The organism is Nocardioides marmorisolisilvae, from assembly GCF_031656915.1.
GTDB classification, from domain to species: domain Bacteria; phylum Actinomycetota; class Actinomycetes; order Propionibacteriales; family Nocardioidaceae; genus Marmoricola; species Marmoricola terrisoli.
In genome coordinates this window covers 2411077-2423739 of record NZ_CP134227.1, presented here as the reverse complement: position 1 = coordinate 2423739, position 12663 = coordinate 2411077, and the positions used below count along the sequence as shown (strand labels likewise).

General features: G+C 69.0%; 14 protein-coding genes. 11 read left to right on the top strand and 3 right to left on the bottom strand.

Annotated features, from left to right (window positions below; translation table 11 throughout):
• Positions 1-46: 46 nt before the first annotated feature.
• Positions 47-574: an RES family NAD+ phosphorylase gene (locus Q9R13_RS11615; RefSeq protein WP_310961343.1), complete on the bottom strand. Its 528-nt coding sequence runs from the start codon at positions 572-574 to the stop codon at positions 47-49.
• A gap of 16 nt (positions 575-590) precedes the next feature.
• Positions 591-929 (bottom strand): helix-turn-helix transcriptional regulator, encoded by a 339-nt coding sequence (locus tag Q9R13_RS11610; protein ID WP_310961342.1) that lies wholly within the window; start codon positions 927-929, stop codon positions 591-593.
• Positions 930-1178: 249 nt separating this feature from the next.
• On the opposite strand from Q9R13_RS11610, the gene Q9R13_RS11605 reads away from it, so the two are divergent.
• The 11 genes from Q9R13_RS11605 (at position 1179) to Q9R13_RS11555 (ending at position 12339) form a co-directional block, all read left to right on the top strand.
• Complete coding sequence (locus tag Q9R13_RS11605) at positions 1179-1898, top strand: hypothetical protein (RefSeq protein WP_310961341.1); 720 nt, start codon at positions 1179-1181, stop codon at positions 1896-1898.
• A 40-nt stretch (positions 1899-1938) separates the two neighbouring features.
• Complete coding sequence (locus tag Q9R13_RS11600; RefSeq protein WP_310961340.1) at positions 1939-2193, top strand: hypothetical protein; 255 nt, start codon at positions 1939-1941, stop codon at positions 2191-2193.
• Positions 2190-3056: a hypothetical protein gene (locus Q9R13_RS11595; RefSeq protein WP_310961339.1), complete on the top strand. Its 867-nt coding sequence runs from the start codon at positions 2190-2192 to the stop codon at positions 3054-3056. The genes Q9R13_RS11600 and Q9R13_RS11595 overlap by 4 nt, the downstream gene beginning before the upstream one ends.
• A complete protein-coding gene (locus Q9R13_RS11590) occupies positions 3056-3337 on the top strand; it encodes a hypothetical protein (RefSeq protein WP_310961338.1) in 282 nt (93 codons plus the stop codon). The genes Q9R13_RS11595 and Q9R13_RS11590 overlap by 1 nt, the downstream gene beginning before the upstream one ends.
• Positions 3337-4173, top strand: coding sequence for a hypothetical protein (locus tag Q9R13_RS11585; protein ID WP_310961337.1), 837 nt, complete (start codon positions 3337-3339; stop codon positions 4171-4173). The genes Q9R13_RS11590 and Q9R13_RS11585 overlap by 1 nt, the downstream gene beginning before the upstream one ends.
• Positions 4166-5632 (top strand): hypothetical protein, encoded by a 1467-nt coding sequence (locus Q9R13_RS11580; RefSeq protein WP_310961336.1) that lies wholly within the window; start codon positions 4166-4168, stop codon positions 5630-5632. The genes Q9R13_RS11585 and Q9R13_RS11580 overlap by 8 nt, the downstream gene beginning before the upstream one ends.
• Before the next feature lie 37 nt (positions 5633-5669).
• On the top strand, positions 5670-7178 hold the full coding sequence (locus Q9R13_RS11575; protein WP_310961335.1) for an SCO6880 family protein: 1509 nt from the start codon (positions 5670-5672) through the stop codon (positions 7176-7178).
• Positions 7175-8692 (top strand): ATP-binding protein, encoded by a 1518-nt coding sequence (locus Q9R13_RS11570; RefSeq protein ID WP_310961334.1) that lies wholly within the window; start codon positions 7175-7177, stop codon positions 8690-8692. Before Q9R13_RS11575 ends, Q9R13_RS11570 begins: the two co-directional genes overlap by 4 nt.
• A gap of 164 nt (positions 8693-8856) precedes the next feature.
• The gene (locus Q9R13_RS11565; RefSeq protein WP_310961333.1) at positions 8857-9786 is read left to right on the top strand and encodes a M23 family metallopeptidase; all 930 of its coding nucleotides are present in this window, start codon (positions 8857-8859) and stop codon (positions 9784-9786) included.
• 458 nt (positions 9787-10244) lie between these two features.
• Entirely contained in the window at positions 10245-10937 is a 693-nt protein-coding gene (locus Q9R13_RS11560; protein ID WP_310961332.1) for a DUF2510 domain-containing protein, read from the top strand.
• Positions 10938-11040: 103 nt separating this feature from the next.
• Positions 11041-12339, top strand: coding sequence for an ISL3 family transposase (locus Q9R13_RS11555; RefSeq protein WP_310961331.1), 1299 nt, complete (start codon positions 11041-11043; stop codon positions 12337-12339).
• Here the strand turns inward: Q9R13_RS11555 and Q9R13_RS20290 are convergent.
• Positions 12296-12655: an NAD(P)-binding protein gene (locus Q9R13_RS20290; protein ID WP_397219428.1), complete on the bottom strand. Its 360-nt coding sequence runs from the start codon at positions 12653-12655 to the stop codon at positions 12296-12298. The genes Q9R13_RS11555 and Q9R13_RS20290 overlap by 44 nt on opposite strands.
• Between the last annotated feature and the right edge of the window lie 8 nt (positions 12656-12663).

The following is a 12663-nucleotide window of genomic DNA, read 5'->3' as shown; positions in this document are numbered from 1 at the left end:
GACCTCAGGCGCTCGCTGGACGATTCGGCGCCAGCCGACGGCTGGCTCAGGTGCGCATGCCGGTGGGCGGTGCTGGCGGCTCGGCTATGCGCAGGTGACGCACTGGGGTGACCTCATCGGCGACGGCATGGTCGGTGAGGAAGATGACGAGGACCATGCTGCGTGGCCGGGCCGCACTGGGCGCCACCAGGCCGCGCCACCCTTCGGTGTACAGCTGCTCGCCGACGTGTTGGAACTGGCGCCAGTTCCGGCGGCCGGGGAGGGGGGTGGCCAGTCCGACCCGGGCAAGCCGGGCTGCGTCGGAGAGGTCGGCTACCTCTAGGTTGCGGATCCGGTAGGTCCACAGGTCGCGGGGGAGCGCGAAGTTCGGAGGAAGTGCTGCCTCGGCCAGATGTCGGTACCACTCCGCCCACGCGCACGCGGGGCTGTCGGCCAGGTACAGCGCGTCGACGACGTCGCCGCGTTGCCAGCGGTTGTCCGGTGGAGGATCAGGGCGGCCGTTGGGGTCCAGCCCGGCGGGGACATGGCGCACCCAACTGCCTTCGATCCGGATCGGGTCGACGTCCAAGGGCACGGTGGCGTGGTGGCGCTCAGGCGGCGCCGGGTGACTCCAGGGCGCTGATCAGCCGAGCCACCTCACGTGCCTGGCCACGGGCGATCAGCTCCACCGGAGCGTAGTCATCGAGCGCCTCGACCGGTTTGACCAGCCAGAGCGGGATGTAGCGGGCCTGCATCACCCGGGCCAGGCGATCGGTGATCTCGACGAGCTCGGCCAGTCGACGGGCCCGCGGCCCGGTCGGTGAACTGCGCCCGTTGAACCAGTCGCGCACCGTGCTCGGCTTGGCGCCGACCGCTTCGGCGATCAGCGAGTCCGAGAGCGCTGCGGTGCGGTGGATCCGGATGGCCTCCTCGGCGAATGCGCTGGACATGACCCCAGCATACCCATTACCCGTCAACATTCCGTCAAGATTTCGCGCCCCTCGATGGCCCAGCGGCACCTCACCACACATCTACCCCTGCCGCCGGGGCCGGTGGTCAGCCGTGTGGTGAGCCATGTGGTGAGGCCGCCAGCCGAGCGTGAGCCCTTCGCAAAGTTCACCGAAGGGAGCACGACTGTGCGCAACGAAGTGTGGCTGGGGATCTGTCCCGACGAACTGGTCGAACGAGTGTCCGGACCGGTGTGGGAGCGCTGGGTCAGCGCCGAGCCTGAGCTCGCGCCGTACGACGGCCTCGCGGAGGTCCACAGCCTGAGGGGTGCGGATGCCGATGGCCCGTTGGGCGCGCTTGTCCGGCTCGCTGCCTATGACGGTGGCGACGACGAGTTGGCGGCGTATGCGGTGGTGCATCAGCTCGAGGCTGGAGCTCGATGCCTGATGCATGGTCTGGCGGACACGTGTCAGGACAGCGATGCGACGGTGCTGTCCTGCTTGTGGATACGGATCCGTACGTTTCCCTGGCAGCGTCGCCGACGCGCCTATGCCGCGAACATCCTGCGAGATACCCGAGCGCAGGCGGTCAAGTTGCTGTGCCCGCAGCGCTCGATCCGAGAGCTCCATTTCCGGGACCAGGATGGCTGGGACGAGTTCGTCCGCCCGGTTCTTTCGACCCCGGGTGTCGCAGATGCGGCCATCGAGCTGGCCGATCTGCTGGGCTGGGCGCGGAGGAGTCGGGTCATTGGCCGCGCAGAGATGGAGTTCCTCGTCGAGCTGCTCGCGGCTGCGGAGAGTTTCGAGGACCAGCAGCGACCGGCCATGCGCAAGGGTGTGTGCCCCCAGGCGGTGACCCGCCAACTGGCCGAGCGGCGCGGGGTCTGCCCGAAGACCATCTCCCGGGAACGTGACCGCATCCTCGCCCGGCTGCGCGACGCCGTACCGCGCTATCTGCACGAGGCCGCCTGAGATGTGTCCACACCACCTCAGCGCTGCTGCCTTTGGGGTCGTGACGAACAATCAGGACCCTCGAGCGGACCGGCCCGCGACGCCCTATCGGCTGCTCGACGCCAGCGATCGGCACTGGGTTGCCGACCTCATCGAGACCATGCGGCGCGGCGACGTCGAGTCCACGCTGGCAGACCTGGACGCGCTGTCTGATCGGCTACGCCGCGCCGCCAAGGCGCGCCGGATCCTCGCCACGATCGACCCCGAGCTGCTGCGGCTCGGGCTGAAGGTCGGCAGTAGGGAAGACCGCCGATGACACTGGTCGCCACTGACAACAGCGCCGGCATGGCGCGCCCCTCGCCGCTAACCGTGGCCGAGCTGCTCGCGACACTGGCGGACGACAGTGCTCCGGCGACGTGGTCGCCGCCCCGGCCGATCCCGGCCGCGCAGACCTCGTCAGCGAACGGCCCCGAGCCGGCCGCGCTCCGAAGCGCCGCCGACGGCCAGCAGGTCACCGTCGTCGGTGCGGAGCCGGGCGCTGGGACCAGCACCATCGCGCTGGCCATCGCCGAGGCCCTGGCGCAGCGTGAGGGGCCACCTGTCGAACTGATCGACCTGGCGCCCACGCAGCGATCTGGCCTGATCTGCGCCGCGGACCGTGAGCTCGGCACCGACCGGTCCGGCTGGAGTGCCGGCACCCGCGGCAACCTTACGATTCGCCGGGCTCATCCAGAAGAACCGCTCGCGACACCAACAGCCCCCTGCGGGCCACCCGCGCGGCGGGTGATCGATGCCGCGAGCAGTACCGCGGACGCCGATGGCCTGGACGCGAGCAGCGCGAGTGTGGTGATGGTGTGTCGGGCCACCGTGCCCGGCGTACGCCGCGCCGAACTCGCCCTGGAGCAGCTACCGACCACGGCGGTGCTCGCGGCCATCGCACCGCTCGGATCGCGCCGCTGGCAAGGACCCGTGCACGCATCGATGGGTCCGCGCGCCAGGCGGCTCGCCGCCGCCGGACAGATGGTGCTCGTGTCCGGCGATCGACGGCTCGCCATCAGCGGCATCGACAGCACACCGCTGCCCAGGTCAGTACTCGCCGCTGGTGCCCGGCTGGCAGATCTGCTCGCGGCCGAGCCCGCCGAGTCGACACGGACGAACCCCTCGATGAAGGAGCGATGATGAGTCACCTGATCGTGTTGATGTCCAACGTGTGCCCGAAGGCGCCGCCCGGGATGGGGCACTGGGACGACCAGATCCTCGGCTGGGTCAAATGGGGCACCCTGTCCCTGATCGTGATCGGCGGCTTCGTCTCCATCGGAACGATCATCCTGGCGCGAGTGTTCGCACACCCACACGGATCCCGACTCGGTGCAATGGGACTCGCGATCACTGTGCTGTGCGCGGTCATGTTCGTTGCCGTCTACGCGATCGTCACCGGAATCACCGGAGCCGGCTGCTGATGCACAGCCACCAGAACCGCAAGGACGGACCTCAACGCCGGCGATCGGAGACTGCCGGCTCATCGTGGGGACGCGGCCGGCTACTGCTCCTCCTCGGCGGGCTCGTGGTCGCATCCCTGCTCGCCCTGGCCGGCATGGGCCTGGGGATCTACTACATGCTGCACCCCGCCCATCCGGGCACAGCCGGTCGCGACCACGCAGGCGTGGCCAGCAGCGGGGGCGATGCTCGGGACCGGATCGCCGAGCGGCCGATGCCGGCGACGGATCCAGACGCAGCCCGACCCGGTCCGCTGATCACTGCCAAATTCGCAGTCCTGCATCTTCCGGCGCCGAAGCGGCTCGGCCCGGTCGGAGTGTCCACCGGCTTTCCGCACACGCCGGGCGGCGCGCTTGCACAACTGGTCGCCATCGACCAGGCCGCGTTGCAGTCAGCCTCGGTCCCCGTTGCCCAGCGGGTGATCTCTGCCTGGGCCCAACCGGGCGGACCCACGGCGCAGTCATGGTCGGGGGTCAAGGCGATCGCCGACATGCTGGGTACTGCAGGCCTACCGGCCACCGGCTCGACCGACCTGGCCGTATCGGCGAGTCCGGCGATGGGACTGATCAAGGGCACGATCGGCGACAACTACGTCGTGGGATGTGTCGACTTCGTAGTCACCGCCACCGCGTCCCGTACGGCGCGGACCGCCGCCGCGGACTGTCAGCGGATGGTCTGGTCGGCCACCGATGCGCGATGGTTGATCGGGCCTGGAGCCGAGCCCGCCCAACCGCCGTCGATATGGCCCGGCACCGAGGCTGCCCGTGCCGCGGGATACGCGCAGCTGAGCTATGAGTAGCCGACTCCTGGCGCCGCTGTTCGGCTGGAATGACGTGAACCCGCTGCACTGGCTCGGCAGCGCCGCGACCGAAGCGGTGGGCCAGACCTTGACCGCGGCCATGGTCGCCGCCTGGTCCTCGGGCCTGTGGATCCTCAAGCTCGCGTTCAAGGTCATCGATGCGTTCACCACTCCTGACCTGTCCGCCGCCGGGCCGATGGGCGCGGTGTACCCGTACACCTTCGGCATCGGCCTGTCGGTGGCGCTGGTGATGGCGTTTTTCCAGGTGGGGGTTGCTGCGTTCAAGCGCGATGGCCAGTCGATCGCGCGGGTGCTGGTTGGACTGGCCCAGTTCGGCGCGGTATGGCTGGGGTACGTCGGGGTCGCCGGCGCCCTGGTCACGGCCGCCTCCGGGCTCACCCACGGTCTGCTCGAGGGCCTACTGGGCATTCATGGCTTCTCCGGGTTCAACCCCGGGGCTGGGTGGCCACGACAGATCACCGACACCACCACGGCCACGGTGCTGGGGATCTGCTCGTGGCTGCTGATCTGGCCGGCCGCGATCGCCTACCTGCTGATCATGCTGGTCCGCGAGGCCGCGCTGCTGCTGCTGGTCGCCACCTCCCCGATCGCGGCCGGGGGCCTGATGGCGGAGCTGGGTCGAACGTGGTTCTGGCGCAGCCTGCGCTGGTTCCTCGCTGCGCTACTGGTCGCTCCTTTGGCGGCGCTGGTGCTCGGGGTGGGGGAGCGGATCTCCGAAGGAATCACCGCTGGCGCGGGTCACGACACTACTGCTGCGGTCGGGATGGCGGTGGTGAGCAGCCTGCTGATCCTGATCGGCGCGATCTGCCCCTTGGTGCTGTTCCGGCTGCTCGCCTTCGTCGAGCCCGGCACCTCCAGCGGCGCGGCCATGCGCACCTCCCTGGCCGCCCACGGAGGCATCTCGGGGCTGCTCTCCCGAGGCGACACTGCCGGTCCAGCAGCCACCCAGGACGACGGCGCCGGTCGATCCTCGGGCGAGGCAACCGCGGACACCGCTACCAGCAGCCGGTTCGCCGCGGCAGGTGGCCTGCTCGCCGGGGTGGCCCGGATGGCAGCGGGATCGGTCGCGGTGGGCAGTGACATCTTGAGCACCTCAGGCGTTGGACACTCCCACCCCTACTACCCGAGCTACGCCAGCACCGCCACCCCGTCGAGGCATCGCACCGGTGGCACCGCCGCCTCCCAAGATTCTGATCGGCCCGAGCCGTACGACGAGGGCTCCCAAGGCCCCGACGAGGCACCTCCGGGGTCGCTGGGACCACCGCCCGCACTGCCGCCTGGACCGGTGCCGGTGCCGGTGCCATCGGGGGGACGAGGCCTCGGTGCCGGCTCCGCGGGCGCAGGCGATGCCGGCGGCGCAGCAGCGGCGGGATCATCGGCCGGGGCTGGGTCTGCCAGGGGAGCAGCGGGCGCTGCCGGCGCTGCAGCGGCGCTGTGAGCTGCTTTGGAGCGGGGGACATGAGAGGTGATCGACGATGACGGTCTACGGCGAATACATGAAGGACCGCACCGGCTGGTTCTTCGGACTTACCGGCATCCAACTGGCGCTGCTGGTGCTCTCGGGCATCCCGGCATGGATCGCGGTGAACGCTGCGATGTGGGGGTGGCTCGCACTGTGGCTGCCCGCCTGGGCCGGGGTCGCACTGCTGGTAGTCGTCCCGGTGCGCGGCTGGTCGACGGCACAATGGGTCGGGGTGCTCGCTGCGCACGGCCTCGGCGCGCTGATGGGGTGGACGACCTGGCAGTCCAAGGTCGCCGCCGGGATAGCCGAGGACCTGGACCAGGCCGATCTCCCCGGCGTCCTGGCCGGCGTGCAGATCCACGACGGCCCGCCGTACGGACATCTGCTGACCCGGGTCGCGGTCATCCAGCATCAGGCGGCCCGCACCTGGGCGGCCACCGCCCGGATCGAGCACCCCGGGCTCGGGCTGACCGAGGCGGACACCCGAGACCGGATGGGGGCGGGCCTGGCCGAGCTGTGCGAGGCAGCCACCCGCACCGAGCTGGTGGACCTGGTCGCCATCCAGGTGCGCACGGTCCCCGATGACGGTGCCGAACGCGAGGACTGGGTGCGGCTGCATCGCAGGGCGGACGGACCCGACCTGGCCCGCCGTACCAACGACCAGCTGTCCGAACAGCTGATGCCCGCATCGGTGCGCAGCGAGGCCTTCGTGAGCGTCGTGGTCGGCGAGGACCGGATCTCGAGGTCGGCCAAACGCGCCGGCGGCGGCATCGCCGGTCGTGCCCGGGTGCTCTATGGCGCATTGAGCGAGATCGAGGCTCGTCTGCTCGGCCCGATGGGGTGCACGGCCGTGACCTGGCTGGACTCCGCGAGCCTCGCCGTCGCGATCCGCACCGGGTTCGAGCCCGGCGACCGCGCCCTGCTGTCCGCAGCCGACGTCGCCGCCCGATCCCTACCCCAGGTGGCAACCGGAGTGTCACTGGCCGCGGCCGGGCCCAGTACGGCCAGCACCGAGCTGCGCCAATACAGCCATGGAGACTGGAGCAGCATCACCGACACCGTCTTGCTTCCAGAGCAGGGTGCTGTGCTCGGTGCCCTCGCCCCGGTGCTCGTCCCGTCGGCAGCCGGTGAGCGCCGTTCCCTGACAGTCTTCTTCGCGCCGATGTCGACACGGTCGGCGGAGAAGATCACCGGTCGTGAGGAGATGTCGGCGGTCACGGGCGCCGAGCTGCGCCGCCGGACCGGACGACTCGAACGGGCCAAGGAGCGCCGCACCGTCAACCGAGTGCGGTCCACCGACGAGAAGCTCGCCCGCGGTCGCTCCCTGGTCCGGCCCTACGCCGCGGTCTCGGTGACCATCCCGGCCAACTGGCCCACCCAGGAGTTCGGACGACGCCTCGACGCCGCGGTCCGGCTCGCGGGCTATGTGCCGCAACGACTCGACGGAGCTCAAGACGCCGCCTTTGCCGCCGCAAGCGTCCCGCTCGGCGTCGGCGCGCCCAGGAGGCGAGGACGCCGATGAGACGACGCGCACGGGCGGTGTTCGGCCGCGGCATCGACGAGCTGCTCCGCGACAGCGGCGCCCCCGTGCCGGCGCGAACGGCGGCGCCACCTGCGCTCGAGGAGGACCGGCTGTTTGACCAGCACGTCGGCGCGCACGGTCATCGCGCGCGAGCCGCCGGATGGGCGCCCGCGCTCGCGCCCTTCTCGACCTGGCGGATGACCTCCGAGCAGACCCCGGTGCTGTGGCCGCTGATCGCGGCTCAGGGTCTGCCGCCGACCGGCGCCCAGATCGGCATCGACCTGCTGTCCGGCGGCGCGTTCTACTGCGACCCGCTCGGCTGGGTCAAGGACGACAGCATCCCGGTCACCAACCCCAACATCTTCGTCTTCGGGAAGCCCGGCCGCGGCAAGTCCGGGACCGTCAAGATCTTCTGCCTGCGGATGATGGACTTCGGCTACAGGGTGCTGATCCTCGGCGACACCAAGGACGAGTACGAGCCACTGTGCCACGCCCTCGATGTCGAGCCGTTCTCTATCGGCCACGGGCTCCCGGCCCGGGTCAACCCTCTCGACATCGGCCCCCTGGGCAACGGCTGGGCAAGGCTCGATGCCGCTGAAGCCACCCGCCGCGCATCCCTCGTGTTCAACCGGTGGCTGCTGCTGATCCGCGGACTTGTCGGCTCGCAGAAGATCGGCGCAGACTCGGTGCCGTTCGGACCTAGCGACGAAACAGCCGTCTCCGCAGCACTGCGCGCCTTGACCGGCTACACCCGAGGTGCCACCGAACTGGCGCCGGTCACCGTGCCCGAGTTGTGGGCGGCGCTGGACGACCCCACCGGCGAGCTGGTCGACGAGTGCCGGTTCGCCTCGGTGCGGCACTTCCAGGGCGAGACCCGCACTCTGCGGGACGCCCTCGGTGCACTGGTGAAGGGGCATCTGGAGGGGCTCTTCGACGCTCCGACCAGCATCCGTCCGGACTGGCGGGCTCCGGTCCAATCGCTGTCGCTGTCCCGGTTGGAGAAGTCCGGGGACGAGGCGGTCGGCATCGCGCTGCTGTGCCTGAACTCCTGGGGGCAGGGCATGCGCGAGATCGCCGAGCCCGGCGACGTGCGCATCGTGGTCCGCGACGAGACCTGGAAGCAGATGCGTCTGGGTCTGGAGCCGGTGAAGACTCTTGACTCCAACCTTCGGCTGTCCAGGCATGCAGGTGATGTGCAGGTGGTCGTCTACCACAAGCCGTCCGACCCGCTGTCGGCCGGCGCAGCGGGCAGCCAGGCCGTGGCCATCGCCAAGGATCTGCTGCACTTGGCCGACATCAGGGTCCTGCACGGTCAGGACAAGGCCGTCGTCGACGAGCTCGCCGCCCTGCTTGGTCTGAACCCGATCGCCCAGCAGCTGGTGACGGGCTGGGCGATGGGCGGCAAGGGCCGCGCGCTGTGGACGGTGGGGGAGCGCCAGTTCAAGGTCGAGGCCAAGATGACCCCCCTCGAGCTCGACCTCACCTACACCAACGATGCCCTCCAGATCGTCTGAGCCACCGGTGGTGATCCCGAGTGAAGGTCCTCTCCACAGCTGTCGTTGCGGTCCTGCTCCTCGGCGCACTCCCACTCATCGTGGTCAGTGCTGTTGCTGCGCCCAGACTCCAGACCTGCGTCCAGGCTACGACCGGTGCCGGAGCCGCCGCGGGCGTCGCTGGCATGGACTCCAGCCAGATCCAGCACGCAGCCACGATCATTCAGGCCGGTCGTTCCCGAGGCGTGCCGGATCGAGGGATCGTGATCGCCTTGGCCGCCGCTCTGCAGGAATCCCGGCTGCGGATCTACGCCAACGACGGCCTCGGCGGCGACCTCGCGCCCGATCAACACGGGATCGCCGCATCCCTGCGGCTGCCACATGAAGCCGTCGGCACCGACCACGGCAGCCTCGGCATCTTCCAACAGCAGTGGCCCTGGTGGGGAACCATGCAGACCCTGATGGATCCCGCCGCCTCGGCCGGTCTGTTCTACCGGGCGCTGGCCAAGGTGCCCGGATGGGTTCGCCTGCCGGTCACCGTCGCAGCCCAAGCAGTCCAGCACTCCGCCTACCCGGAGGCATACGCCGACGACGAGCCACTCGCCCGCACCCTCCTCGTTCGATTGGACGCAGGCGGCTCGGCTACGGTGGGCGGCTGCGCAGCACAGTACGGCGACGGAGCCGTGCGCTTTCCGCTGCCGGCGGGCTCGGGGTACGTCGACCAGCACAACTTCGGCCACACCGGTGGCCACTGGTCCAGCTTCCACACCGGCACCGACCTCTCCGTGGCATGCGGAACCCCGGTGCTGGCCGCCACATCCGGCGCCATCACGATCCGCACCGACCAGGCCTGGGCCGGTCGCTGGCTGGTCGTGGTCTCCACCGGCTCGGGCAGGTTAGCGACTTGGTATGCCCACATGCGCCGCGTTCTGGCCACTAGCGGGCAGCGCGTCAGGGCGGGTCAACAGATCGGCGAAGTCGGCGACTTGGGCAACGCCACCGGCTGCCACCTGCACTTCGAAGTCCATCCCCATGGCGGCACGATCTACCAGGACCCGGTCAATCCGAGCACCTGGCTGGCTGCGCACGTCGGTCATCCACAGCCGTCCCGGTGAGCCATCGGCCCGGTCGAGCGATCTGCGATCTCGCCTGTCTTGCATCGTGACACTACTGTCCAGTATTTGGCGCAGTGGACTGGCCTCCGATTAGCGTCGCGCAGGTCGGCCCTCTCCCTCCCTCTCGGCCGACATTCGCCGCCCTCGGCCCCGGCCCTCACATGCCCGCGCCGAGGGCGGCCTCGTCTCAAGTTGCGCGACACCCGGTAGCACACGGGGCTGCTCTCTCGCGGGGGTGTGACGTACGGTCGAGTCCCATTGTCAGCTGCACGGATCGCAGCATCATGTAACGCGGCCGCGAGCTGTCTGAACGCGAGCTGACGTCCACGTGCCGATCTGGGTCGCTGAATGGGCCCCTGAGCCGACGCGCATGTAGGGCGTTCGCCTAGCTTCGGGACGCCCATGAGGAGGCTCGGGGAATCGAGATGCACTCCCGTCGCGGTGCTTACACTCCGAACATGAGCGAAGTCCAGGCACCCGCGGGTTGGTATCCCGTCGATGGTGGGCATGAGCGTTTTTGGGACGGGGCTGCCTGGACGGAGCAGGTTCGTGACGCTCCCGTGCCGGCGGACACTGGTTCTGCGCCTGGCGCTCTCAAGAATGCCGCTGTCTCGGCCGCGGGACGCCTGCTTGTCAAGGATCAGAACCTGCCGGAAGACACTGTCTGGTCTGCGGTCGGGAAGCCAGTGACCGGCATCGGTGCTGGCCGTTACCGCATGGATGCCAACTACCTGTACTTCGAGAAGGGGACGTTGCGCACAGAGTCACAGCAGGTTCCGCTTGCCCAGGTGATCGATGTCGACGTGAAGCAGACCATGACCCAAAAGGCTCGCTCGGTATTCACGCTGACAGTGCAGATTCAGCGTGGCGCTGGGGTGGAGATCGTCCTCATGGAAGACATCCCGGATGGGCGGACTGCTCAACGGCAGATCAACGATGCGACGTTCGCGGCCCGCAACGCGATCCAGCAACGCCAGAACACAATGAGGTACGAGGGCTACAACCCGATCGCCCGGGCCGTCGCTGCTCCTGCTCCTGAGACGGGGCCAGACCCTGTTGCTCAGCTGAAGGAGCTCGCCGCGCTCAAGGATGCGGGCATTCTCACCGAACAAGAGTTCACAGCGAAGAAGACAGAAATACGGCTCTCCTGACGTACCTGTGGGTGCCTGAGCGCGCCTGAACGAGCCACACGCCGCTTCCTGTCTAGGTTTCTGAGCTGTCTAGGAACAGGAACCAGGTGCACAGGAGAGCGGCGTGCGTGATGTCAGCCTATGGCGGGGCGTGTTCGGGGTCGAGAAGACGGTGATCGAGCGGGTCGAGTTCGACGAGGACGACCAGGTGCTGGTCGCCTACGTGCGGCCGACCAAGCGGCAGCGTGGCCGCTGCGGGCGTTGTCGGCGACGCTGTCCGGGTTATGACGCCGGTGCGGGCAGGAGGCGTTGGCGGGCGCTGGACCTGGGCACGATGGTCGCGATGGTCGAGGCTGACGCGCCGCGGGTGACCTGCCGGGCCCATGGCGTGGTGGTCGCCCACGTGCCCTGGGCCCGCCACGACGCCGGCCACACGCTGAGCTTCGATGATCAGGTGGCATGGCTGGCCACCCAGGCCTCGAAGTCATGCGTGGTCGAGCTGATGCGGATCGCCTGGCGCACCGTGGGTTCGATCATCTCCCGGGTCTGGGCCGACATCGAGACCCAGCACGACCGCTTCGCCGGGCTGCGGCGCATCGGGATCGACGAGATCAGCTACAAGCGCGGGCACAAGTACTTGATGGTCGTCGTCGACCACGACCAGCGGCGACTGGTCTGGGCCGCACCGGGACGCAACAGCGCCACCGTCGCTGAGTTCTTCGATCTCCTCGGCGAAGAACGCTGCAAGCTGATCACCCACGTCTCGGCTGATGGGGCCGACTTCATCGACACCATCGTCGCCGGGCGGTGCCCGAACGCGGTCCGGGTGGCCGATCCGTTCCACATCGTCAAATGGGCGACCGAGGCGCTCGATGAGGTCCGGCGTGAGGCGTGGAACGACGCCCGCAAGCAGGCCAGAACCGAACCCAAGCGGCCGCGTGGACGTCCTCGCGCCGACGCACCGCCGCGACCGGGCAGCGAACGGGCCAAGTCGTTGAAGGGAGCCCGCTACTCGTTGTGGAAGAACCCCGAAGATCTCACCGAGAACCAGCAGACCAAGCTGGCTTGGATCGCGGCCACCGATCCGCGGTTGTATCGCGCCTATCTGCTCAAAGAAGGCCTGCGGCTGGTCTTCCGACTACCCCACGCGGCAGCCGCCGAGGCCCTGGACCGGTGGATCAGCTGGGCGCGACGCTGCCGGATCCCGGCGTTCGTGAAACTGCAGAAGAGCATCGTCAAGCACCGTTCCCGGATCCTCGCCGCGATCGAGCACAACCTGTCCAACGGGCTGATCGAGTCGACCAACACCAAGATCCGGCTGCTGACCAGGATGGCGTTCGGGTTCCACTCCGCCGAGGCATTGATCGCGCTGGCGATGCTCACCCTCGGCGGGCACCGACCCGCCCTCCCGGGCCGCAACTAACCCACAGATCAGTCAGGAGGGCCAGAAATACTCGGCCGGATGTGACCGTTCCAGCGCTGCGCTGACTTGGAGGCACGCGGCGAACGGCCTTGCGACTTCGAGTCAACTGCCTGGCGGCAGCGACCGGGTTACGCGACGCGACGAACGCGGTGTGAACACTGTCGACGGTCACGATGTCTGTCCCCAGAGGGCAAAGGTGAGATGGGAACCATCTTGAAGTTGGCCGCCACTCTGCCTGCTTCTCCACCTGAGTCACCTCGACACCACGCGTGGCCAGCGTGATCGCTGCCGAGCAGCCGGCGATCCCCGCTCCCACGGTCACGG

Excerpts from the sequence above, each read along its gene's own strand:
- Q9R13_RS11580 (WP_310961336.1), top strand. The coding sequence starts at position 4,166 with ATGAGTAGCCGACTCCTGGCGCCGCTGTTCGGCTGGAATGACGTGAAC.
- Q9R13_RS11585 (WP_310961337.1), top strand. The coding sequence starts at position 3,337 with ATGCACAGCCACCAGAACCGCAAGGACGGACCTCAACGCCGGCGATCG.
- Q9R13_RS11590 (WP_310961338.1), top strand. The coding sequence starts at position 3,056 with ATGAGTCACCTGATCGTGTTGATGTCCAACGTGTGCCCGAAGGCGCCG.
- Q9R13_RS11560 (WP_310961332.1), top strand. The coding sequence starts at position 10,245 with ATGAGCGAAGTCCAGGCACCCGCGGGTTGGTATCCCGTCGATGGTGGG.
- Q9R13_RS11610 (WP_310961342.1), bottom strand. The coding sequence starts at position 929 with ATGTCCAGCGCATTCGCCGAGGAGGCCATCCGGATCCACCGCACCGCA.
- Q9R13_RS11575 (WP_310961335.1), top strand. The coding sequence starts at position 5,670 with ATGACGGTCTACGGCGAATACATGAAGGACCGCACCGGCTGGTTCTTC.
- Q9R13_RS11570 (WP_310961334.1), top strand. The coding sequence starts at position 7,175 with ATGAGACGACGCGCACGGGCGGTGTTCGGCCGCGGCATCGACGAGCTG.
- Q9R13_RS11565 (WP_310961333.1), top strand. The coding sequence starts at position 8,857 with ATGGACTCCAGCCAGATCCAGCACGCAGCCACGATCATTCAGGCCGGT.
- Q9R13_RS11595 (WP_310961339.1), top strand. The coding sequence starts at position 2,190 with ATGACACTGGTCGCCACTGACAACAGCGCCGGCATGGCGCGCCCCTCG.